The sequence below is a fragment of the Nitratireductor sp. B36 genome, assembly GCF_020833685.1.
Lineage (GTDB): Bacteria > Pseudomonadota > Alphaproteobacteria > Rhizobiales > Rhizobiaceae > Nitratireductor.
This window is the reverse complement of record NZ_JACKZY010000002.1, coordinates 1-21,497: the sequence shown is the minus strand read 5'-3', so window position 1 is coordinate 21,497 and position 21,497 is coordinate 1. Positions and strand designations below refer to the sequence as shown.

At 58.8% G+C, this 21,497-nt stretch carries 17 protein-coding genes; 7 read left to right on the top strand and 10 right to left on the bottom strand.

Annotation, left to right across the window (positions count from 1 at the left end; genetic code table 11):
- Positions 1-21: 21 nt before the first annotated feature.
- From H7H48_RS06770 to H7H48_RS06745, 6 genes are all read right to left on the bottom strand, one after another.
- Positions 22-1,719: a polyketide synthase gene (locus H7H48_RS06770; protein ID WP_229448186.1), complete on the bottom strand. Its 1,698-nt coding sequence runs from the start codon at positions 1,717-1,719 to the stop codon at positions 22-24.
- Positions 1,706-2,755: a MupA/Atu3671 family FMN-dependent luciferase-like monooxygenase gene (locus H7H48_RS06765; RefSeq protein ID WP_229448185.1), complete on the bottom strand. Its 1,050-nt coding sequence runs from the start codon at positions 2,753-2,755 to the stop codon at positions 1,706-1,708. Before H7H48_RS06765 ends, H7H48_RS06770 begins: the two co-directional genes overlap by 14 nt.
- Before the next feature lie 202 nt (positions 2,756-2,957).
- Entirely contained in the window at positions 2,958-3,893 is a 936-nt protein-coding gene (locus tag H7H48_RS06760) for a sugar ABC transporter substrate-binding protein (RefSeq protein ID WP_229448183.1), read from the bottom strand.
- Complete coding sequence (locus H7H48_RS06755; protein WP_229448182.1) at positions 3,890-4,882, bottom strand: ABC transporter permease; 993 nt, start codon at positions 4,880-4,882, stop codon at positions 3,890-3,892. The genes H7H48_RS06760 and H7H48_RS06755 overlap by 4 nt, the downstream gene beginning before the upstream one ends.
- A complete protein-coding gene (locus H7H48_RS06750) occupies positions 4,882-5,880 on the bottom strand; it encodes an ABC transporter permease (protein WP_229448180.1) in 999 nt (332 codons plus the stop codon). Before H7H48_RS06750 ends, H7H48_RS06755 begins: the two co-directional genes overlap by 1 nt.
- Positions 5,877-7,376, bottom strand: a complete 1,500-nt coding sequence (locus H7H48_RS06745) for a sugar ABC transporter ATP-binding protein (protein ID WP_229448179.1) — start codon at positions 7,374-7,376, stop codon at positions 5,877-5,879. The genes H7H48_RS06750 and H7H48_RS06745 overlap by 4 nt, the downstream gene beginning before the upstream one ends.
- Positions 7,377-7,730: 354 nt before the next feature.
- Here H7H48_RS06745 and H7H48_RS06740 point away from each other — a divergent pair, with 354 nt between their 5' ends.
- From H7H48_RS06740 to H7H48_RS06730, 3 genes are all read left to right on the top strand, one after another.
- Positions 7,731-8,405: a GntR family transcriptional regulator gene (locus H7H48_RS06740; protein ID WP_229448177.1), complete on the top strand. Its 675-nt coding sequence runs from the start codon at positions 7,731-7,733 to the stop codon at positions 8,403-8,405.
- A 26-nt stretch (positions 8,406-8,431) separates the two neighbouring features.
- Complete coding sequence (locus H7H48_RS06735; RefSeq protein ID WP_229448175.1) at positions 8,432-8,761, top strand: L-rhamnose mutarotase; 330 nt, start codon at positions 8,432-8,434, stop codon at positions 8,759-8,761.
- A 129-nt stretch (positions 8,762-8,890) separates the two neighbouring features.
- The gene (locus tag H7H48_RS06730) at positions 8,891-10,402 is read left to right on the top strand and encodes a UxaA family hydrolase (protein ID WP_229448173.1); all 1,512 of its coding nucleotides are present in this window, start codon (positions 8,891-8,893) and stop codon (positions 10,400-10,402) included.
- Positions 10,403-10,598: 196 nt separating this feature from the next.
- Here H7H48_RS06730 and H7H48_RS06725 read toward each other — a convergent pair whose 3' ends face one another.
- Positions 10,599-11,633, bottom strand: a complete 1,035-nt coding sequence (locus tag H7H48_RS06725; protein WP_229449204.1) for an aldo/keto reductase — start codon at positions 11,631-11,633, stop codon at positions 10,599-10,601.
- Between the two features lie 144 nt (positions 11,634-11,777).
- Here H7H48_RS06725 and H7H48_RS06720 point away from each other — a divergent pair, with 144 nt between their 5' ends.
- Entirely contained in the window at positions 11,778-12,524 is a 747-nt protein-coding gene (locus H7H48_RS06720; protein WP_229448169.1) for an SDR family NAD(P)-dependent oxidoreductase, read from the top strand.
- A gap of 15 nt (positions 12,525-12,539) precedes the next feature.
- Positions 12,540-13,379: a fumarylacetoacetate hydrolase family protein gene (locus H7H48_RS06715; protein ID WP_229448168.1), complete on the top strand. Its 840-nt coding sequence runs from the start codon at positions 12,540-12,542 to the stop codon at positions 13,377-13,379.
- 51 nt (positions 13,380-13,430) lie between these two features.
- On the opposite strand, the gene H7H48_RS06710 is transcribed toward H7H48_RS06715, so the two are convergent.
- Positions 13,431-13,685 carry a phosphopantetheine-binding protein gene (locus H7H48_RS06710; protein WP_229448167.1) on the bottom strand — a complete coding sequence of 85 codons (255 nt, stop codon included), beginning with the start codon at positions 13,683-13,685 and terminating at the stop codon, positions 13,431-13,433.
- A 126-nt stretch (positions 13,686-13,811) separates the two neighbouring features.
- The gene (locus tag H7H48_RS06705; protein WP_229448166.1) at positions 13,812-15,290 is read right to left on the bottom strand and encodes an NAD(P)/FAD-dependent oxidoreductase; all 1,479 of its coding nucleotides are present in this window, start codon (positions 15,288-15,290) and stop codon (positions 13,812-13,814) included.
- Positions 15,291-15,480: 190 nt separating this feature from the next.
- On the opposite strand from H7H48_RS06705, the gene H7H48_RS06700 reads away from it, so the two are divergent.
- Complete coding sequence (locus H7H48_RS06700; RefSeq protein ID WP_229448165.1) at positions 15,481-19,530, top strand: non-ribosomal peptide synthetase; 4,050 nt, start codon at positions 15,481-15,483, stop codon at positions 19,528-19,530.
- A gap of 68 nt (positions 19,531-19,598) precedes the next feature.
- Here H7H48_RS06700 and H7H48_RS06695 read toward each other — a convergent pair whose 3' ends face one another.
- Positions 19,599-20,045 carry a 4'-phosphopantetheinyl transferase superfamily protein gene (locus H7H48_RS06695; protein WP_229448163.1) on the bottom strand — a complete coding sequence of 149 codons (447 nt, stop codon included), beginning with the start codon at positions 20,043-20,045 and terminating at the stop codon, positions 19,599-19,601.
- Between the two features lie 212 nt (positions 20,046-20,257).
- Here H7H48_RS06695 and fabD point away from each other — a divergent pair, with 212 nt between their 5' ends.
- A complete protein-coding gene (gene fabD / locus H7H48_RS06690; RefSeq protein WP_370633329.1) occupies positions 20,258-21,274 on the top strand; it encodes an ACP S-malonyltransferase in 1,017 nt (338 codons plus the stop codon).
- Positions 21,275-21,497: the final 223 nt, after the last annotated feature.

The following is a 21,497-nucleotide window of genomic DNA, read 5'->3' as shown; positions in this document are numbered from 1 at the left end:
TCCGCGTCGCGAGAGCGGCCTTCACACGCGCAGCGGAGGCAATGGAAAGTGTCTACGCCGCCAGGTGGTCAGCGGCATTGCCACTCTCGACCCGTCCAAGAGACGGCTCCAGTCTCGTTTCTCCCCGGCGCACCATGCGCGAGCCTCCCGAAGAAGGGCGTGATCATCGGTGAAAGAGAGGATGTGTTGGTCCGGCTCACTGTCTTGCATCCATTCCGACAGACGTGCGATAGCCTCCTCCCTCGTCGAGGCAAAGACCACCACGCGGTGTGCTTCATGGAAACCGCAGGTCGCGAGCGTGTAGGCGATATCTCTGAGCGATGCATACGGTTCGCCACCATACCAACTGATGAAACGCTCTACGCGCGCGCGAAGATCCACATGGCTTTCACCGGAAAAAAGAAGCGGAAGCGGATCAGTCGGTTCCGGGATGTCTGCAGTCGGCAAGGCTTCGGCAAGCACGACATGTGCATTGCAGCCGCCGAGCCCATAGGCGTGAACACCCGCCATGAATGATTGATCTTCCGGGGCTCGAAGTGCATCCAGCGGCGTGTTGACCGTGAGGACACGACAAGAGGCTGGATCAAGTTCGTCGTTTTGGATCATTTGCCGATGGGATCGCGTTGCCGGGATCACTTCGTGGCGCATCGAAAGCACAAGCTTCACGATCTGCGACAAACCACCTGCCGCCTCCAGAAAGCCGATATTGCCCTTGACCGAACCAATTGCAATGCCGGCGGGAAACACATGCTGAAAGGCGAGCAGTTCGCTGACATCGCCGCCACCGCCATTGCCGTGCGCCTCTACATATCCGATCGCAGCCGGGTCGATACCATGGCGGCTATATGTGTTGCTGATAAGCTCGGCCTGGGCGGCTGCGCTTGGTCGTGTCAGCCCGCCGGACCGTGCGCCCTGATGATTGACACCGGTGGCGCGGACAACGGCGTGAACCGTGTCATGATCGGCGATCGCCCGAGCGAGCGGTTTGATGAGGATCGCCGCAGCTCCCTCGCCAAGGACCTGCCCGCCAGAACGCTCATCGAAGGGAGCGCAATCGCCATTTTCCGCCAGCAAGCCGAGGTCCTGGAGCATGACGAGCCTGCCGGGCTCCAGCAGGAGGCTGACACCGCCGACGATCGCCTGATCGCACTCGCCTTGGCGGATCGCCTCGACAGCGCGGTGAACGGCCACTAGCGCACTCGAACAGGCAGTATCAACCACCTCGCTGGGCCCGTGGAGGTCGAAAGCATAGGAGACGCGATTGGGTACGAGCGAATGCGCGCCCCCCATGGCGAGATACATGCGCGAGATCTCGTCCCAATCGCCTGAACGAGCGTAGAACTGAAAATCCTGATTATACATGGCGACGAAAACGCCGGTATCGCTGCCGCGAAACGCCTCCGGTCTATAGCCAGCGTGCTCGATTGCCAGCCAGACCTCTTCCAGCATCAGGCGCTGATGGGGATCGATGGTTTCTGCTTCGCGCGGCGACAACTGGAAGAGCGCGTTGTCGAAATCGAAAACGTCATCGAGCACCCCCATGCTGCGTACGGCCACACGATCTTCTGAGCACCAGTTCCAGCGTTCTCTTGGGGGCGGTGCGTAGAGCGCATTCCCCCCTATCAGCGAGCGATAATACGCCTCGGCATCCCGGCTGCCGGGAAACCGGCAAGACAGGCCGATGATTGCCATGGCATCCGTCATATCAGGCAGAGACATCGACGCTTTCAAAGCTCTTTTTCAACTCGGCCAGAAATGGAAGGCTCATGCGGATATCGGCAAGCGAAGGTCCGTAATCCAGAAGGCAGGCGATTTCGTCGACACCGGCCTCACGGGCATTGAGCGCGAACCTGCGCGTGTCCTCCACGGTCCCAAACAAGGCGGCGGTTTGGAAGTAGCGTTCGAATGAATATTCCGCCATGCCGTCAATCTCCTCTTCCGAGAGGCTCCGCCCTGCACTGACTGCACCGCCCTGAAGATGGCTGAGAAGGCTGGTTCGGATATATTGCAGGAAGGGTTCGCGAACGGCGCGTTGCACGGTCGCAATGTCGTTGTGCACATAGGTGTGCAGCATCAGGGTCACATTCCCTGCATCCGGGTCGAGCCCTGCCGAGACCCTGCCTTCACGGTAAAGCGCTGTTTTTTCCGCCAGCTGGTCAAGAGATATTCCGGCAAGCATGGTCAGCACGTTCATACCCATTTCGCCGGCCTTCCGAAAGGTCTCAGGCTGCTTGGTGGCTGTGAGCCAAAGATTGAGATTGGGCTGCACCGGACGCGGATAGGTGATCACTTCCGTTTCAGCACCGGCGCCGTTGGGATAACTTTGGGGGCGCCCACGCCATAGATTTCGTATTTCCTCGATACGCTCCAGCCAGATATTCCGCAGGTCCGAATAGGCATTGGGTGCCAGAACGAAATCATTGACGTTCCAGCCGCTCGCCAGTGCGAGATCAACACGGCCATTGGACAGGTGATCAACCATGGACCAGGATTCAACGATGCTGGCGGGATGATGCAGCGGCACCACGGCACTCCCCGCACGCAGGCGGATGTTCTCCGTAATAGAGGCCAGATAAGCCGCCATTACCGCCGGGTTCGGGTAGATGCCGCCCATCGTATGAAAATGCCGCTCCGGAATCCACACGGCCTCGAAGCCGTTCGCATCACCAAAACGCGCAAATTCGGAAATGGCCCCATAGGCGCCACCGGCGTCTTCTGGATAGGAATTCGAAAAGAAGATGAGACTGAATTTCATCGTCGCCCTCCAAAGGAGTTGCGCAATTCAGGCGTGCAGATACACCCGATGAAACTGCACCGGCCATCCGGGACAGGCAGATGCAACAAGAACAAGTTTCGTTTGGCCGGACGAGCAAAAGGGAATGTGAGAGAGCCTTTTGCGCCCGGAGAGCAACGCTCCGGGACATGCCGGCCCGGAAAACCGGGCCGGCAAAACCCGATTAGAATGCCGGCTCGACCGAATCCACGTTTTCCGAAGTCACCACGGTCAACGGTATGGGCAGGCGATCATCGACCTCTTCACCGTCGAGGATTTTGGCGATGGTTTCCGCAGCCAGTTTCCCGTCTTCGGCAGGAGACTGCACGATCGTTGCATACATGTCGCCGACGCGAATGGATTCAAACGCATCCTTCTGTCCGTTGATGCCGACAATCGGAGGCATTTTCTCGGAAGGCTTGGCTTCCTTCCACGCATCGATGAAGCCGCGCGCCATCGTGTCATCATTGGCGTAGACGCCCTGGATCTTGTCGCCGAAACGGGTGATCAGGTCGCGGCTCATCACAAGAGCCTTCTGCTGATCAAAATCCGCGTTGACCGTATCCAGAACTTCGATCTTGGAACCGGTCTCCTTCAAACGATCCATGAAACCGCCGACCCGGCCCAGCGTCGTGCCGTTGCCGGCCTGACCGGCAATGACCACCACTGACCCCTCGCCGCCCATGGCTTCATTGAGCGCATCCGCGGCCATCTCGCCTTCCTCGTACACGTCAGGCCCGGTGAAGGATTTGAGGAACGGCTTTGCGTCATCGCTCACCGGCGAGTTGATGATGATGGCCGGGATATTGGCCTGCTGAGCGCGGGCAAGGCCCGGAATATAGGCCTGCGGATCAAGAGGCCAAAGGATGATGCCATCGACACCACGCGCGACACAGGTGTTGAGCTGCTCCGTACCCTTCTGAACGTCGAAATCCTGACTCAGGCTCAGAATTTCCAGTCCCAATTCTTTTGCGCGGGCCTGCAGCGCTTCGTTGGCCGGCGTCGCATAGGCATGCGAATCCGCCGCGTTAACGTAACAGACGGTCTTGGCATTCGCCCAGCCGGCACTCGCCAGCGTTGCAGCTGCAGCCATGGCAAGAATGAATTTATTCCCAGTCATGCACTTCCTCCTCCTTGAGTGATGGGTTGAACAGCTCTGGCGGGCTCCCGGCCCGTGCCAGGTCTGATATGAACGGTGCGGTCCAACACCACGAGCAGGATCAGGATGCACCCTGACACAACCTGCTGGATGTATGCCGGCACCGACTGGAACTCCATGGCGACGGTCAGCGCGCCAATGGTCAGCACACCGCCGAGTGTCCCAAGCGCGGAACCTCGGCCTCCTTCCAACCGGGTACCGCCAACAACCACGGCGGCGATAACCATGACCGTGAGTTCCGATCCGAATACGGGAGAGCCGGTATTGGTCACCAGGCTCTGGAGCACACCGGCCACGCCGGCCATGCCGCCAGCGAACATGAAGCTCAGAAAGATAATGCGCCCCGAGGCGATGCCACTTTCCTTCGCGGCAACGGCATTCGAACCGACTGCAAACACGTTTCGGCCAGGGATCGTCCGGGTAAGCCAAACGTGAAGAAGGACAATCGCCGCCAGGAACAGTGCGCTTCGAATAGAGAATATTTCCAGGTAGGTTTGCGACACCTTGAGCGAGAACATGATGTCTATACCGCTCACCGGCTGGCTGTCGGTGATCCAATGCGCAATCGAGCGGAAGATGAGCATCGTGGCTAGGGTGAGAACCAGCGAGTTCACCTTAAGCCCCACGACGAGCAGGCCGTTGACAGCCCCCGCAAGCATTCCCGCCAGAATGCCCACCACGGCTGCCGGTAAAATACCGAGCTGCGGTTGAAGTATGATCGATACAACTCCCGACAGGGCAAAGACCGAGCCCACCGACAGATCAATCTGCCCGGCGATCAGAAGGACCGTGAGCCCGATGGCAATAATGCCAATGGTGGAAGCTCGGTCGAGGCCGAGGTTGAGCGTTGTCAGGCCGAGAAAGCCGGGAACAACGAGCGCCGAGATCAACAGCGTCAGGCCAAGAATGATACCAACCCGATACTGCAAAGCGAGTGCAAGATATCGCATCAACCGCCTCCTCGTTTGCGCAACGCGGCATCCATACCAACCGCGCCGGCAATCAGAATCCCCAGAACGAAGCCCTGAACCGGCGTACGCACGCCCTCAAGCACCATGACATTGGTCAAAAGCTGAACGAAGATCAGCCCGGCAATCGCTCGAGGAACCGAGCCGAAGCCCCCCATGATGGACACCCCGCCGACAACGACAGCCGTGATCGCGCTGAACTCATATCCCGTTCCCACCAGCGGCCGCGCGCTTTGCAAGGTCAGCCCAAGAAGCCCGCCGCTGATGCCTGCTGCAATTCCGGTGATGACGAACGCACCCGCTTTGACCGCGCGCACCGGAACCGCACTCGCCTGAGCGGCGGAATAATTGCCGCCGGTCGCCGTTGTCCAACGGCCCCAATACGACCGTGAAAGGATGAAATGCCCTATCAGAGCGATCACGGCAAAGATGATGACCACCGTCGGAATTCCCAGGATACGCCCTTTCACCAGTTCGGCTGAGGCAGGATTGGTTCCATAGACGATGACGCCGCCGACAGCCGCCTGAACAATGCCCAGACCGACCGTGCCGACGCCAAGCGTCGCAATGATCGGATTGACGCCCGCATATCCAACCAACGCACCATTCAACATGCCGATGACGCCGGCGAGCGCGATCGCGACCACAAATGCCGGGACAGGCCCGATCATCGGCTGCAGGCCGAGCGACAGGATTGCACCACAGGCTATGGTGGCGGGCACGGAAAGATCCGCGAGGCCGCCGACAACCAGGACAAAGGTCATCCCCACCACCACGATGCCGACGATGGACATCGAGGTCAGCACATTCACGAAATTACCGGTCGAGAAAAAGGCGGGATTGGCAATCGAACCATAGGCGATCACGGCAAGGATCGCGATCAGAAGACCTGCGCGCGATGCCAGTTCCGCCACCCAGTTTGCGCGGGTAAAACGTTCAGTCTTCTTCATGCTTTCAGCAGCGGCAACAAGATCGCTCATGCCGCCTCCTCGTCCGTCGCCAGGGTCATGATCTTTTCCTCGCTCAATTCTTCGCGCGACAGCGGCGCGGAAGCACGCCCGTCCCGCATGACCACGACGCGATCGCAGACGCCCATCACCTCCGGCAATTCCGAGGAAATCATCAGCACCGCCATGCCTTCGCCGACGAGTCGTCCGATGATGTTGTGGATTTCCGCCTTGGCGCCCACGTCAACGCCGCGCGTCGGTTCGTCCAGAATCAGTACGCTTGGCTTTGCCGCCAACCATTTCGCGATCACCGCTTTCTGCTGGTTGCCGCCTGAAAGGAGATTGATCCGCCGTTCCCCGTCAGGTGGAGAGATTGCGAACTGCTTCACATATTTGCCGGCGAGGGCGCGATCAGCGCTTCCGCTAATGCGTCCAATCCGGCTCAGCTTGCGCAGGATCGGCAGGCTTATGTTCTCGCGGATCGTCATTTCCGGAATGATACCGTCACCCTTGCGATCCTCAGGAACGTAGGCGATGCCCGCCCGGACCGCATCTGCAGGTGTTGCTATCGATAATGTCCGCCCATTCAGGGAGACCTTCCCTTCGACAAGCTTCGAGAGGCCGAAGATCGTCTGCGCCACCTCAGTTCGTCCGGCACCGACAAGGCCGGTGAGCCCCAGAATTTCGCCTGCGCGAACCTCAAAACTGACGTCACGGAAATGTACACCGTCGCTGATATTCTCGACCTTGAGGACCGGCTCTCCAACGGTGGCTGGCGTCTTGGGAAAGACATTGCTGACGTCACGTCCAACCATCAGCCGTATCATTTCAGCCGATGTGATGCCGGAAATGGGGCGTGTCTCGATCATTGCGCCGTCGCGCAGAACGGTCACTTCGTCGGCGATCTGCAAGACCTCTTTGACACGATGGCTGATATAGATGATCGCAATCCCGTCATCCCGCATCTTGCGGAGGATGCGGAACAGTGCCGCCGTCTCATGGTCACTCAGACTGGAGGTCGGCTCATCCAAAACGATGATGCGTGGATTGGCTGCGTAGGCCTTTGCAATCTCGACAAGCTGCTGCTGGCTGATTGAAAGATCGCCCAGCCGCTCGCGGGGCTTCACAACAGCACCAAGCTCTTCAAGTATGGCGGTCGTTCTCGCGATCATTTCACTGCGGTGCAGATATCCCATCCGCCCCGGCATGCGCCCGAGAAAGACATTCTCCGCGACGCTGAGATCGGGCACCAGGTTGATCTCCTGATGCACCATTCGGATGCCGAGAGCCTGGGCATCCGCCGGTCGTCTCATACGCACTTCCTTGTCGGCGATGTGGATGGTGCCGCTGGTCGGAGCATAGGTCCCGTTCAACACCTTCATAAGGGTCGATTTGCCAGCACCATTCTCTCCCACCACAGCATGGACAGTGCCAAACTTGACCTTGAAGTTGACATTGGAGAGCGCCTTGACGCCCGGAAACGTCTTGGTAATGCCTCGCATATCCAATGCACAGTGAGCTTCCGTCATGACCGGTTTGGTCCCCTCCCTTTGAAAGCCAGAGCGTCGCCTCCACAACACTCTGACCCGCGCATGTTATGTTAGTATAACAGTTAACTCAAGCGCGTTTGCCAACGTCCAAGATTCAATTGTGGCCCAAACCACCCTCGTCGCCCATTTGGAATGGAGATGCCACCAGCCTCTCGCGGCCTCTATTGCACTAATATAATAGCGTTGACAAGTGGAATTTGACAGCGCATTTAAGCAGCGCAGCGCTTTGGTCCCCGACCATTGCAAACTGGAACAATGTGTTTGACATACTATAAGGTGTTTGACACGCTAATATAATAATGGCCGTAGGCGAGCCTAGACTGGAACGAACCTATGGATTTCGATCCCTCCACCCTGAACCGCGCCCTGCCGCTCAGGGATCAGATTTATCAGATGATCCGTACCATGATTGTGGGCGGAAAGCTGAAACCTGGCGAACCGATCAACGAAATCGCCATCGCTGAGGCGCTCGGTGTTTCACGAACACCGGTGCGGGAAGCGGTCAAGCGCATCAGTGACGAAGGGATGGTCAAAATCCTCGCTCAGACCGGCACATATGTTGCGCCGATCAGCCGCAAGGATCTGGAAGAAGCCTATGTAATACGGCGTGCGCTTGAAATGGAAAGCGCCCGCCATGCCTCCGCGAACTTTACGGCTTCAGCGGCCGAAGCCCTTGAGGACAACATCGCCGCGCACCGCCGCGCCATTGCGCGCGGCAAATACGCGACCGCCATCCAGCTGGATGATGTTTTCCACCGCACCATTGCAGAGATCAGCGGCTATCCTTCAATCTGGCGTGCCGTTGATATTTCGAAAGCCCAGATGGACCGCGGTCGCTATATCGCCATTCCCAAGCCTGGCTACGGCACTCAGACGATCGAGCAGCACGAGGCTATTCTGGAGGCTCTCAAAAAACACGATGCCGAAGGCGCGGCCAAGGCGATGGAAAGCCACCTGAACACCTCGCTGCAAAACACGCTCGAAGTCGCGATCGATCTCACCGACTGAATTTCCAGCCGAACGAGGATATCGGCATGCAGAGAATGGCCCATTGCATCGGCCTGAAGCCGGATGCGATCGAGATTTACAAGCGCGTTCATTCAGAGGTCTGGCCGGAAGTGCTCGAGTTGATCAGCCAGGCCAACATCCGCAATTACTCGATTTTCCTGCGCGAACCTGAAAACCTGCTGTTTGCCTATTGGGAATACCACGGCACCGATTTCGCCGCGGACGCAGCACGAATGGCCGCGGCCCCGGCCATGCAGAAGTGGTGGGAATTGTGTGACCCAATGCAGGAACCGCTCGCAAGCCGGGCGACCCACGAGTGGTGGGCCCGCATGGAAGAGGTGTTTCACCACCCTTAATATGTCCCGGTTGATATCCTTATCCCAAGAAATCGCGTCAGGTCTTGCGCGCTCTTGTATTATTATATTAGTATACTCATCTCTTCATATCCTGGATGTTCCATCCGGCCCCTCACGCAGAGTTGGATAATGAAACGTTTCATAAAGCTATCCGATGCCGACAACATTGTTCTGGCGCTGGAACCGCTAAAGCCCGGAGAAACCCTTGTGGGGGTCGAAGCCATGGCCAGGGTCCCTCGCGGACACAAGATGGCGGTTCGGAAAATCCGCAAGGATGATCCGATTGTGAAGTATGGTCAAACGATCGGCTTCGCGCGCGAAGACATTGCAGCCGGTGACTGGGTCCATGAACACAATGTCTATGTCCGCGCATTTGAACGCGACTATGCTTTTGGAACGAGCGTTCACCCGACGGAGTTTATCGCCGAGGATCAGCGCGCGGTCTTCCAGGGCTACAAAAGGGCCAACGGCAAGGTAGGCACTCGCAACTATATTGCCACGCTCACCTCAGTGAACTGTTCGGCGAGCGTCGCTCGGTTCATCGCTGAAGAGATCAACCGGTCGGGTGTCCTCAACGATTATCCCAATGTTGATGGCGTCATTTCACTGGTTCACGGAACCGGCTGCGGAATCGATGTGAAGGGCCCGGCCTATGATGTGCTGAAACGAACCCAATGGGGGTTTGCCACCAACCCGAATGTGGGCGGGGTTCTGATGGTGGGCCTGGGCTGTGAAGCCTTCCAGATTCCGCGCTGGATGAAATCCTACGACATCCAGGAAAGCGGCACCTTCCGCACCATGACAATCCAGGAGACTGGCGGCACGAAGAAAACCGTCGAGGCGGGCGTTCAGGCGATTCTCGACATGCTGCCTACAGTCAACGCTGCCGAACGCACGCCTCAGCCGGCCTCCGAACTCATCCTCGCGCTCCAATGCGGCGGCTCTGACGGATATTCCGGCATCAGCGCCAACCCGGCCCTGGGGGCTGCGGTGGATCTGCTCGTAGCCCAGGGCGGCACGGCAATTCTGTCGGAGACCCCGGAGATCTATGGTGCAGAGCACCTTCTGACACTCCGTGCTGAAACGCGAGAAGTGGGAGAGAAGCTCATTGAGCGAATCCGCTGGTGGGAGGAGTATACCGCCCGGCACGAAATGGAAATGAACAACAACCCCTCTCCGGGCAACAAGCTTGGGGGACTGACAACGATCCTTGAGAAATCGCTTGGCGCGGCTGCCAAAGGGGGCAGCACCAATCTCAGAGCGGTGCTCGAATATGCCGAACCGGTACGCGAACATGGCCTGATTTTCATGGACACTCCCGGCTATGATCCCGTTTCGGCCACGGGGCAGGTTGCGGGAGGGGCAAATGTCCTGTGCTTCACGACCGGGCGCGGCTCGGCGTTCGGCTGCAAACCGACCCCTTCGATCAAACTCGCCTCCAACTCCTTCATCTTCGAGCAGATGAACGACGACATGGACATCAATTGCGGGGACGTTCTTGAAGGTGTGTCACTGGCCGAGAAAGGTCAGGAAATCTTCAACGAAATCCTCCGCGTTGCTTCCGGTGGCAGGACGAAATCGGAAGAACTTGGCTATGGCGACAATGAATTTGTGCCATGGAGCCTCGGAGCCACGATGTAGTCAGGTATTGTGCCGGTCTGCGGCAAGACCTCTCAGAACCGCCGGCGGTTTGATCACGGTGACAAATGCCACCGGGAAAGATTGGACAGTGCCGATCTCGACCGGCCAACGGCTCGATCCCACGTGCCGGCTTGTAACCGGCACGTGAGAGAATGATGCGAGGGACGTTGACAGGGCCCATGAGGGCTGCACGGCCCTATACCAGCTCCTTTTCAGCGAGCGCCTGCCAGAGTTCATCGGGGATCGGCTGCTCAAACCAGCCGACGTTCTGACGGACCCGGTCGGGGTGCTTGGCCCCGATCAACACCGAGGTCACGGCCTCGTGTCGGCAAGGAAACTGAATCGCTGCTGCGGCAAGCGGTACATCGAAGGAAAGACAAACCTTTTCCAGTTCTTCGACCTTGCGGATGACGGATTCGGGCGCATCCTGATAGTCAAACTTGCTCCGCCCCCCATGCCGAGCGGCGAGAATCCCCGAATTGAACACCCCGCCAATCATGATACTCATTCCGTCACTGACCGCCCGCTGCATCAGCGCGTTCGCATTTTGCTCGAGCAGAGTGTGGCGGCCAGCAAGCAGCGTGCAATCGAGCTGGACTTCATCCATAGCCTCCAGCACGATCTCCGCTTCGTTGACACCGAGCCCAAAGCCTTTGATGATTCCGGCATCGCGCAGCTCGGACAAAGCACGGAAACCACCTCCGTCGGTCAGGTCAGTCCAGTGGGCCTCAGCGACCTCACCATGGGTGACTTTTCCAATATCGTGGACAAACAGGATATCCACTCCGCCACGGCCGAGCCGCTGAAGACTATCATCGAAACTCCGCATGATCGCGTCATATGAGTAGTCGAAAACCTCAGTGAAGGGCAGCCCATTGCGCCAACCCGAATCCAGGCGGTTCTTCTCCCGAACAGGCGGCAATTCACGGCCCGGACGTTGCTGCACCATAAGACGCCCCACCTTGGTGCTGATCGCGACGTCATCGGAAGCCGCTTGCTCGCGCAGGAAATGTCCAAGCATATGCTCGGAGCGTCCGCGTCCATACATCGGCGCAACATCAAAATAGCGAAGCCCCAGATCCCAGGCCGCCTGAAGGGTGGCAAGGCATGTCGACGCGTCCACCGGCGCATAGAGGCCACCCAACGACGCACACCCCATGCCCAGTCTGGTCACTTCAAGGCCGGTTTGCCCCACCTTCCGTCTTTCAGTTGCTTTCACAAAGTCCTCCATCCCTGAACGCCGGCCGGCAAGAACCAAGCCTTGCTCCATCTGTTACACTAATATAATGAATGCGTTCAAGGGGCATATTTTCACATGCGCCCGGACGGCGCAGTCCTGCCGCCCCTCGACCAATGCATCGGAGGAAACCAGTGAATGAACAAGATTGATCTAAACGGCGAGCATGCCGTCGTTACCGGCGGGGCTCAGGGTCTGGGCTTCGCCATGGCCCGCCGCTTCGTAGCGTCCGGTGCCACGGTCACGCTGTGGGATATCGATGAGACACTGCTTCAAACGGCACGTGAGGAACTCGGTGATGCAGCGACGGTACAGGCAGCCGATGTGGCCGACTGGACGTCCGTAAAGGCAGCATGCGCGGCCACCGAAAAGGAAAGCGGCAAGATCTCTATTCTTGTCAATTCTGCAGGCATTGCAGGTCCTGCTGCTCCGCTCGACACTTACGATATCGATGCCTGGAAGAAGGTGATCGACATCAATGTGAACGGCACATTTCATGTGAACCGCGCCGTGATACCGGGCATGAAGGCGCGCAACTATGGCAGGATCGTCAACATTGCCTCGGTGGCCGGCAAGGAGGGCAACCCCAACGCGGCCGCCTACTCGGCATCCAAGGCTGCGGTGATGGGCCTGACAAAATCGCTCGGCAAGGAGCTCGCCGAGTACAACATAGCGGTGAACTGCATCACGCCGGCCACCGCCCAGACACGGATTCTGGAACAGCTGACAGCCGAGCATATCGAATACATGCGTTCACGCATTCCACGCGGCCGCCTGCTCGAGGTGGACGAGGCAGCGGCGATGGTCGCGTGGCTCGTTTCCCGCGAGAACAGCTTCACCACCGCCGCAACCTTTGACCTTTCTGGCGGACGAACCACCTACTGATTTTGGAGAGCAACATTGAAACTACTGCGTTACGGACCTGTGGGGCAGGAGCGCCCGGGCATTCTCGACAGTGAAGGCAAGATCCGCGATCTCTCCGGCATCGTTGATGATTTGGAGGGCAAGTGGCTGGCGGACCTTTCCTGGACCGAAAGCCTCGATCCCTCTACCCTCCCCCTAGTGGAAGGCACACCGCGCCTCGGCCCCTGTGTTGCAGGCACGGGAAAATTCATTTGCATCGGGTTGAACTTTGCCGACCACGCAGCCGAGTCCGGCATGGAGGTCCCGCCCGAGCCAGTAATTTTCATGAAGGCGACATCAGCGATCATTGGCCCCAATGATGACGTCGTCATTCCCCGCGGCTCGACCGCCACCGATTGGGAAGTCGAACTCGGGATCGTGATCGGCAAGCCCGCCAAGCATGTCTCCCAGAAGGAGGCGCTCGACCATGTCGCCGGCTATTGCGTGATCAACGACGTTTCCGAGCGCGACTTTCAGACAAAGCGTTCAGGCCAGTGGACCAAAGGAAAATCCTGCGACACGTTCGGCCCGGTCGGGCCATGGCTCGTGACGCGTGACGACATCTCCGATCCACAAAACCTCAAAATGTGGCTCAAGGTGAATGGTGAGACGATGCAGAACGGATCATCCGCCACCATGGTCTATGGCGTCGCTCATGTGGTGAGCTATCTGTCGGACTTCATGACACTTCATCCGGGCGACATCATCTCGACCGGTACGCCGCCGGGGGTAGGCCAGGGCATGAAACCACCTCGCTACCTGAAGGCCGGAGATGTGGTGGAACTCGGCATTGAAGGTCTTGGTGAGCAGCGCCAGGATGTGCGCTCCGAAGGGTAATCGAAGCCAAGACCACCAAGGGCCGCCATAAGCGGCCCTTTTTGCGTGCCATCACCCGATCGGGGTGCGAGAGGCTACGATCTTTGCCAAATCCTTGAAAGAAGAGCTGAAAATGTCGGCCAGTGCAGGCCTTGTTCCCGTGACCCCCTCGATCTTGCGAGCGAGCATTGGTGCAAGCAGGGAATCACCACCCAACGCAAGAAAATGATCTTCCGGGCCAACGTCTTCCGCCCTAAGCAGCGCAGCCGCGATGTCGAGTATCCGGCGCAGCGCTTCGGCCTCATCTATGGCGGTGGCTCCGGTCATGGTCTTCTCCCTTGTTGGCTCACCCCTGCCGCAGGCTGACAAGGTCGAGCGCGCATCTGCACAAATGCTTAAACCGGGTTTTCGAAGCGCAGCTCGCACTTCAAGTCTATGCAGCGCCTCGGTCGCTCACGCACCCGCATCTACCCTTTCCCGCTCATGTTCTTCTTCGTCCATCATCCGAACGCTGTGCCTGAATTCAGCACTACTCAGTATGGGTTTGACCGGCGCCATAACCCGATCAACATGCAACTCGGCATCAGCAGTGAAAAGATCACCGCCGATGGCTGACACGAGCTGCGGAATACCATGGCCAAATCCGCTGACCTCGGCAGGGTTGCGGCCGTTGCTCAGCATCGCGCCGGCAGTGAAGAGGTGAATGTCTTTGACAAAACTGTCTTCGCCCTCCCTCTTTGCGGTGAAAGCGAAGCCAGGTGTCAGATAAGGATAGCGCGCAAGTTCCTCATTACGCTCATGCTCCGGAGCGCGGTAGCGATCGCTCCACAGTGCGATCCTCCCAGCAATGTTTGCGAGTTCCGGGCGTTGGGCGAGGTCGACCCGGTAGCCTGTACCGGCAATAACGAAGTCAAAGGAGAGACCAGTAGAACGACCGTTTACGCTCACGGCCACCGACCCACCGTCGAAACAAAGCACAGGATCGCGCGCGCCCAGGTGGAGATGAAAATTCTTGAATCGGGTGGCACGGCGAACGGTATCGGGAACCGGCCCCTGCGCCCTGCGGCAGAACCTGTTCATTATATGCCATTTCTTGTCATCCGGAAGCAGCCGGAAATGTTCGACCGAGCCAGGATAATAAAGAACCCGCATACGCGAGAACCGCTCCAGATCTTCGTGACGGCAGAACAGGTGTACTGAATCTGCCCCTTCCTCCAGTGCGGAAGCAGCTGCATCGAAGGCCGACGAGGCAGCGCCGAAAACCGCTACGCGCCGGCCCCTTAAAGCCGAAAAGTCGATAGCTGCATCAGAGTGGGCGTAGAAATCTTGAGGCAACGCATCTTTTACAAATGCCGGCATCTTCACGCCGCCGCTTCCGGGAAAACCGGTGGCGAGCACCAATTTGCGACAAGTCTCGACCCGCTGCGTTCCAGCGGCCTCCAAACAAAGTCGCAATCCTTCCGGCACGGGCTCAATTCTCTGAAGCCGGTGTTCATAACGAACCTCTACGCCCGTGACATCCCGAAACCAGTCCAGATAATCGGCCCAGTCGAGACGGGGGATTGCTTGAAGGTTTTCGTAGGCCACGTCTCCGAAGCGGGCGGAGTACCAGGCGCGGAAGCTCAACTCGGGTATATCCAGTTCGGGGCCGGGAAGCTGTTTGGGTGAACGCAGCGTCTTCATGCGGGCGGTGGTGCGCCAGATACCCTCTGACCCGCGCTGGGCTGCATCGATCACACTGACCCGCGCGATACCCGCTCTCCTGAGTGCAAAAGCAATCGCGACCCCGGACTGTCCGCCCCCCACGATCACGACATCGTGGTCCGTACCCTTGTGTACAGGAACCCAATTTTCGGGGAACCCGCCCCGCAGCGCAATAGCCTGAGCTGCCACTTCGTCATGAGCGGCAGCTCCACTCGCAGAGGGAGCCATCAAAGTTTGCGCGGTACGGTCATCTACTCCCTCTGGCACCCGTCGCTCCTCCCAATCGCGATGTCGTCTGGCTGTCCATAAGCTTGCGGCTATAGTTACACTAATATATTAGTACATAGCAAGCCTCATCCACCGAAGCTGCAACGCAGTAGCCGGGTGGACCATGGAGGAAACAGGGGAGGAGCGGTGCATGGCGAAGGAGACAGAAAACACGGCGGAAGAGGCGCAGGAAAGCTTCCTTCTGGAAGGAATTCAGCAGGCCTACTGGGTTGGCCAATCCGGCGCGCTCGAGCTCGGCATTCCGGCACGCTACTATGTCGAGGTTGATCTTGCCTGCCATGACCACCACGCTGTTGAGCGAGCGTTGAATGCGCTGATCGAGCGTCACGAAATGCTCCGCGCAATCATCTCCGAGAACGGCGAACAGCATATTCTTCAGGACGTTCCGACCTATCGTCTGGATTGCACAAATCTCGAAAACTGCGGCCCTACGGAAACGGAAACCCGCCTCCGTAAGCTTCGTGAGACCATGAAGATGCAGGAACTGGCATCAGACAGCTGGCCACAGTTTGATATTCGCGCCACCAAGCAAGAGAACGGCCTGCGCCTGCACCTTTCCATCGCATTGTGGCTGATGGACGGATGGAGCTTTCACATCCTGATCCAGGAGCTTGCCGCGCTTACCGCTGATCCGTCTGCCTCTTTGCCGCCTTTGGAAATGCGGTTCCCGGACTATCTCAAGGACCGGCACGGAGAGGAGGCCGTCTCAAGACGACAGGAGGCATGGTCCTACTGGCGAGCGCGTCTTGACACTTTTCCAGGACCGCCCTCCCTCCCCCTCAGCCCCCGGCTCGAACAAGGTCAGCGTCCGAGCTTTCGTCATCTTGTCCACAAACTCCCTCCCCATCTTTGGGACAGGATCGCACGCATCGCGACCTCGCGGCGCATCACGCCGAGCCTACTGGCCTGCGCCGCCTATACCGAAGTGCTTTCACGGTTTTCCGGAAGCCGTCATTTCGCGGTCACCTTGCTTTATTCCGGCCGTTTCCAGCACCTTCCGCAGGCCGATCGCGTGTTCGGCAATTTCGGCACAACCATACTGCTCGAAGTCGATGCAGCGGCCGACAAGTCCTTCATGGAACGGGCCCGCGCTCTCCAGATGCAGTTTTGGCACGACAGCGAGCACATTGAGGTAAGCGGCATCGACGTGACGCGTGCTTTGCAACAGCGCTCCGGAAGCGGTGCGAGCATCGGCATCCCTGTCACATTCACCGCGGTGAATGCACCTGCGGACACTCTCACCGGCGCGCACCCCGCAAAGGTCCACCATGAAACCGCGCGCCTCGAAGTGCCTCAGGTTCACCTGGATCATCAATTGCACTTCGAACCAGATGGAACGGCAGTGTTCAACTGGGACTACGTCGTTGAAATGTTTCCGGCAGGTTTTATCGAAACCGTCAGTGAGGCCCATTTTGAGCTGATCAGCGCTCTTGCCGGCGATGAGGCATGCTGGGACCTTCCCGATCCAACCGCCGGCACATCTCGTGACCCGGACCCTGCCACCTCCATATCTCCCGAGGCGCCTCAACGTCTGGAAGCAATGTTCGACCGGCAGGCGATAGCAGCGCCCGACCGGACAGCAATCATTTCACCCGCAGGCAGCATCACCTATGCAAAGCTTCGCGAGAAGGCACTGGCCCTTTCCGCCGAGCTCGTCCACCGCGGGGTCGCGCCCGGCATGCTGGTGGCCGTAACGCTTCGCAAGGGTTGGGAACAGGTAGCCGCAGTACTCGGCATCCTGTACGCAGGTTCCGCCTATGTGCCGGTGGATCCGGATCTACCGGATGAGAGGCGCGCCCTTCTTCTGAAAAGCAGCGGTGCGCGCCATGCCGTAACCAGTGAGGCACTCTATACCGAACTCGATTGGCCGGAGACTGTCGAACCCATCAGGATTGACCGCCTGCCCGTGCATCAGAAAAACGTGCGGCAGCCTTCCGGCAAAGCAACGGATTTGGCCTATGTGATCTTTACCTCGGGTTCGACCGGCACACCGAAAGGCGTGATGATCGATCACCGAGGAGCTTGGAACACGATCGCCGATCTCAACCAACGCTTCGCTCTCACGCCACGAGACAAAGTTCTCGCCCTCTCGTCGCTCAGCTTTGATCTTTCCGTATATGATATCTTCGGCACTCTCGCCGCCGGGGCCACCATTGTCATGCCGGCCCCGGATTCCATGCGCGACCCTGCGCACTGGCGCGCACTTGTGTGCGCCCATCAGGTGTCGGTCTGGAACTCTGTTCCCGCCCTGATGCAGCTGGCCGTTGAAGGCACCACCGGGCCTGTTCTGGAACCGCTCCGCCTCGTCATGCTCAGCGGGGATTGGATTCCGCTCACGCTCCCAGACCAGGTTCGGATCGCTGCACCTTGCTCGCAAATCCACAGCCTCGGCGGGGCAACGGAAGCGTCGATCTGGTCTGTGCTCTATCCGATCGACCGCATCGAACCTGAATGGCGTTCCATCCCTTATGGCCACGCCATGAAAAACCAGTCGATCCACGTTCTGGATGAAAATCTGCAGCTATGTCCTCCCTGGGTACCAGGAGAGCTTTACATTGGCGGCATCGGCGTGGCGTTAGGCTATCTGAATGACAGAACCAAGACCGAGGCCAGCTTCATCCGCCATCCGAGAACCGGCGAGCGTCTTTACAGAACCGGCGACCTTGGCCGCTACCTTTCCGACGGCGAAATCGAGTTTCTGGGACGCGCGGATTTTCAGGTGAAGATCCAGGGCTACCGTGTGGAATGCGCGGAGGTGGAGGCTGCATTGCTCTCGGACCCGGAAATAAACCGCGCGATCGTTTCCGCAGCGAGCGACAGTCGAGGAACCCGTCACCTGGTGGCATACATTGTGCCGACGGACGGCAGATCTGAGCCTGACATTCCCTCCCTGAGCAATCGGCTGCGTGCAATTCTGCCTGCCTATATGGTGCCCACCTATTTCAAAATTCTGGAAAAACTGCCGTTGAGCGACAATGGCAAGGTCGTTCGCTCTGCCCTTCCAGCACCCGATTTCGGCGCATCGATGCAAGAGACCCGCGCGTATGACCCACCACGCGAGGGAGCGGAGGCTGAGATAGCGGCGATGTGGCGCGACGTGCTCGACAATACCGGCCCGATCGGCCGAGATGACAACTTCTTCACACTCGGTGGCTCCTCCTTTGCCGGAATGCGCCTTATGGCGCGTATGGAGAAGCGGTTTGGAAAACCGGTATCCTTCGCGATGCTTGCAAGTCACCCCACCATAGCTGGGCTCTCGCAAGCGATAAGCGCAGACGACCGAGGCCAGACCGAAGCGCTGCTGGTGACGATCAGAAAAGGGGACCCGGACGAGACACCGCTGTTCTGCATCCATCCGATCGGCGGGAACGTTATGTGCTATCTCGCGCTTGCACGCTCCATGCCGGATGAACGGCCGATCTACGGCCTGCGCGCGCCGGGGCTTTCCTCGCGCTCTGAGACGCCGCTTTGCTCGATCCCGAAGATGGCTGACCACTATCTGGCAGAAATCAGAAAAATTCAGCCGCACGGTCCTTATCACCTTGCCGGCTGGTCGCTTGGCGGACTTGTGGCGCAGGAGATGGCGCGCGTCCTTCACAGTCAGGGCGCGACCTTGGGGACGGTGGCGATGATTGACAGCGCTGTTCCACGCGCAAAGCCCAGCGGTCCAGGCGATCAAAGGCGCTTTCTCCATTTCGCAAGAGACATCGAGGCAATTGCCGGCGTCGGCCCCAATGACTGGAGCGAAGAACAAATTTCCCTTCCTTTGAACGAAAGGATGAAACTTCTTGCGGCGCGGCTGGAAACGGCAGGGGTGCCGATCGAGGCATCCGGTCTTGACGATATTTACCGCGTTTTCGACGCTGGGAGCACGGCTCTCGAAGACCACGTCCCATCTACGATGGCGTCGCGGCTCCTGCTTTTTGCTGCCGCCCGGCGACCAGACCTTGAGCGCGTCAAACAGGAATGGCGCGCACTGGCGCCTGAAATCAAGATTATTGAGCTGGACGCTGATCACTATTCGATCATGCAGCCGCCCAGTAGCGAAACCATAGGGCTGCAACTGTGTAACGACATGGCGCGGATCGACTGCAGCAAGAGGCCTCCGGGCGAAATGAAGGCCCCAAAGCCTCGGCCTAAGGACGGAAGAGCTTCAGGCATAACAGTCGGAAGCCGGTAATGAACCGGCAGGACCCTCGCAGCACCTTGCTTCCGCCGTCCGATCAGCGGACCCTGCGCTCTTGCGCATCAGGCTTGGACAAGCGAAGTCTCAATTGGACGCACTGTAAGCGATCCGCCAGGGGCGGATGCTGCCACAGCAGCAATATGCTCGCCTGTGAGCGTCAGCAGGCGAAAGCTCCAATGGTCGGCGCAATCCCCAATTTCGGGGTCGAACAGGGCCGCAGGTGGCGATCCAGCAAGGTCAAAACGAACACTGCTCATCGGCAACGAGAGACCCACGCCCCGCGCCTTGAGATAGGATTCCTTGAGCATCCAGTACTTAAGAAAAGCCTCGCGGTACGCAGCGCCAGCAAGCCCCGCCAATTGCGTTTTCTCCGAAGAAGCCAGGACCGTTTCCGACAGCTCCTCGATACCGGTCTGCCGGTCGCGCCGTTCCACATCCACGCCAATTTCGCGAAACGATCCAATGGCGAAGGCCACAAGCCCATCCGTATGGGAGAGGTTGAAGAACAAGCCATCCACCCCGCAAGCATCAGCGATATAGGGGCGGCCATACGCATTCTCGCAAAAACGCCAGTCCGTGGGCTGGAGAGCGCGGTAACGGGACAGACACTGCCGCACGAGAGCGCGACCCGCGAGGAACTGTATACGGGCGCCATGAGCCCTGAAAGCGTGGTAGCGCGACATCTCGGATTCATCGAGAAGTGCAAGCGCAGTCCCCTGGGATGGCAGGTCAAAACCCTCGAGAGGCGCCCACCAGACATCAACAACATTCGATGCAGGGTTCAAGGCACCTTCTGCTTTCCGCTCGTGACGCTCCGCTTGCGCTGGAAACCGTGCGTCATCCCCCAAATCTCTCCCCTCTGACACAAGAGAACTCGCACATGCTCGTATTCATGTTCCCAGGACAAGGATCACAATTCCCCGGAATGGGCAAGGAACTGTTCGACGCGAGCCGGATCTTCGGCGCGCTTGAAAGCCGAATAGACCAGATCGCCGGCTTTCCCGTTCGCGATACCTGTCTGAATGCAGATGAGAGCACGCTCCAGCGCACCGAGATCACACAGCCCTGCCTCTATGTCGTGAACGCCCTCACCCTTGAACAAACACTGGCGGCGGGGCGACGCCCGGACTGCTTTATTGGTCACAGCCTTGGCGAATACAACGCTCTTCAGGCCGCCGGGGCCTTCGACCTGCTCACCGGCTTGCGCATCGTGACCCGGCGCGGACAATTGATGGCGGAGCAGCGGGAAGGCGGGATGATGGCTGTCATCGGGCTTGATGAGAAAGCGGTGAGCCGGCACCTCGAGGCGTTCCCTGACGCTGAGATCGCCAATGTGAACGCGCCGGATCAGATCGTCATCTCAGGTGCGGTTGCAGCGCTTGAGGAAGCATCGGAGGGATTGATCGAAGCTGGGGCCATGGCCTGTATCCCGTTGGCTGTGGGAGCTGCTTTCCACTCCCGCTTCATGGAACCGGCCACTGACGCTTTAGCGCAGTTTCTGCGTGACATTCCCTTTCGCGCCCTGCGCGTTGAGGTGATATCAAATGTGACCGCGCTTCCCTATCCGAAAGAACCGGACCAGGAAATTCGCTCGCTTCTTGTGCGCCAACTCGCCTCCCGAGTGCTGTTCGCGCCCGCAATTGCCCGCCTGAAAGCCAGAACCGGCGTTGAGTTCATCGAAGTCGGCCCCGGCAAGGTGCTGACCCGTTTGGTGGAGAAAATTCCAGGGCGGCCGTGAAACCGCCCCATCGACACCAAACACCCGTCGAAAACTCGGCTCTCGCATGGAGGGGAGGAAGGGATGATCACGGCATGCGCCGCCTTCGCGATTCGTTTGTTCGGGATCATTTGTCTTGCAGCTGCCCCTGGCCGTGGAGGCATGGAGGATCGAGCACAAGGTGAGCAATTCACTGTTGCACGTGGTTGAATGAAGCTGGCGTGAGGCTACCCGGGGGGGCTGG

What these genes read in the sequence shown, in the direction of transcription:
- H7H48_RS06770 (WP_229448186.1), bottom strand. Translation starts at nt 1,719, where the DNA reads ATGTCTCTGCCTGATATGACGGATGCCATGGCAATCATCGGCCTGTCT.
- H7H48_RS06765 (WP_229448185.1), bottom strand. Translation starts at nt 2,755, where the DNA reads ATGAAATTCAGTCTCATCTTCTTTTCGAATTCCTATCCAGAAGACGCC.
- H7H48_RS06760 (WP_229448183.1), bottom strand. Translation starts at nt 3,893, where the DNA reads ATGACTGGGAATAAATTCATTCTTGCCATGGCTGCAGCTGCAACGCTG.
- H7H48_RS06755 (WP_229448182.1), bottom strand. Translation starts at nt 4,882, where the DNA reads ATGCGATATCTTGCACTCGCTTTGCAGTATCGGGTTGGTATCATTCTT.
- H7H48_RS06750 (WP_229448180.1), bottom strand. Translation starts at nt 5,880, where the DNA reads ATGAGCGATCTTGTTGCCGCTGCTGAAAGCATGAAGAAGACTGAACGT.
- H7H48_RS06745 (WP_229448179.1), bottom strand. Translation starts at nt 7,376, where the DNA reads ATGACGGAAGCTCACTGTGCATTGGATATGCGAGGCATTACCAAGACG.
- H7H48_RS06740 (WP_229448177.1), top strand. Translation starts at nt 7,731, where the DNA reads ATGGATTTCGATCCCTCCACCCTGAACCGCGCCCTGCCGCTCAGGGAT.
- H7H48_RS06735 (WP_229448175.1), top strand. Translation starts at nt 8,432, where the DNA reads ATGCAGAGAATGGCCCATTGCATCGGCCTGAAGCCGGATGCGATCGAG.
- H7H48_RS06730 (WP_229448173.1), top strand. Translation starts at nt 8,891, where the DNA reads ATGAAACGTTTCATAAAGCTATCCGATGCCGACAACATTGTTCTGGCG.
- H7H48_RS06725 (WP_229449204.1), bottom strand. Translation starts at nt 11,633, where the DNA reads ATGGAGGACTTTGTGAAAGCAACTGAAAGACGGAAGGTGGGGCAAACC.
- H7H48_RS06720 (WP_229448169.1), top strand. Translation starts at nt 11,778, where the DNA reads ATGAACAAGATTGATCTAAACGGCGAGCATGCCGTCGTTACCGGCGGG.
- H7H48_RS06710 (WP_229448167.1), bottom strand. Translation starts at nt 13,685, where the DNA reads ATGACCGGAGCCACCGCCATAGATGAGGCCGAAGCGCTGCGCCGGATA.
- H7H48_RS06705 (WP_229448166.1), bottom strand. Translation starts at nt 15,290, where the DNA reads ATGGCTCCCTCTGCGAGTGGAGCTGCCGCTCATGACGAAGTGGCAGCT.
- H7H48_RS06700 (WP_229448165.1), top strand. Translation starts at nt 15,481, where the DNA reads ATGGCGAAGGAGACAGAAAACACGGCGGAAGAGGCGCAGGAAAGCTTC.
- fabD (WP_370633329.1), top strand. Translation starts at nt 20,258, where the DNA reads ATGGCAGGTCAAAACCCTCGAGAGGCGCCCACCAGACATCAACAACAT.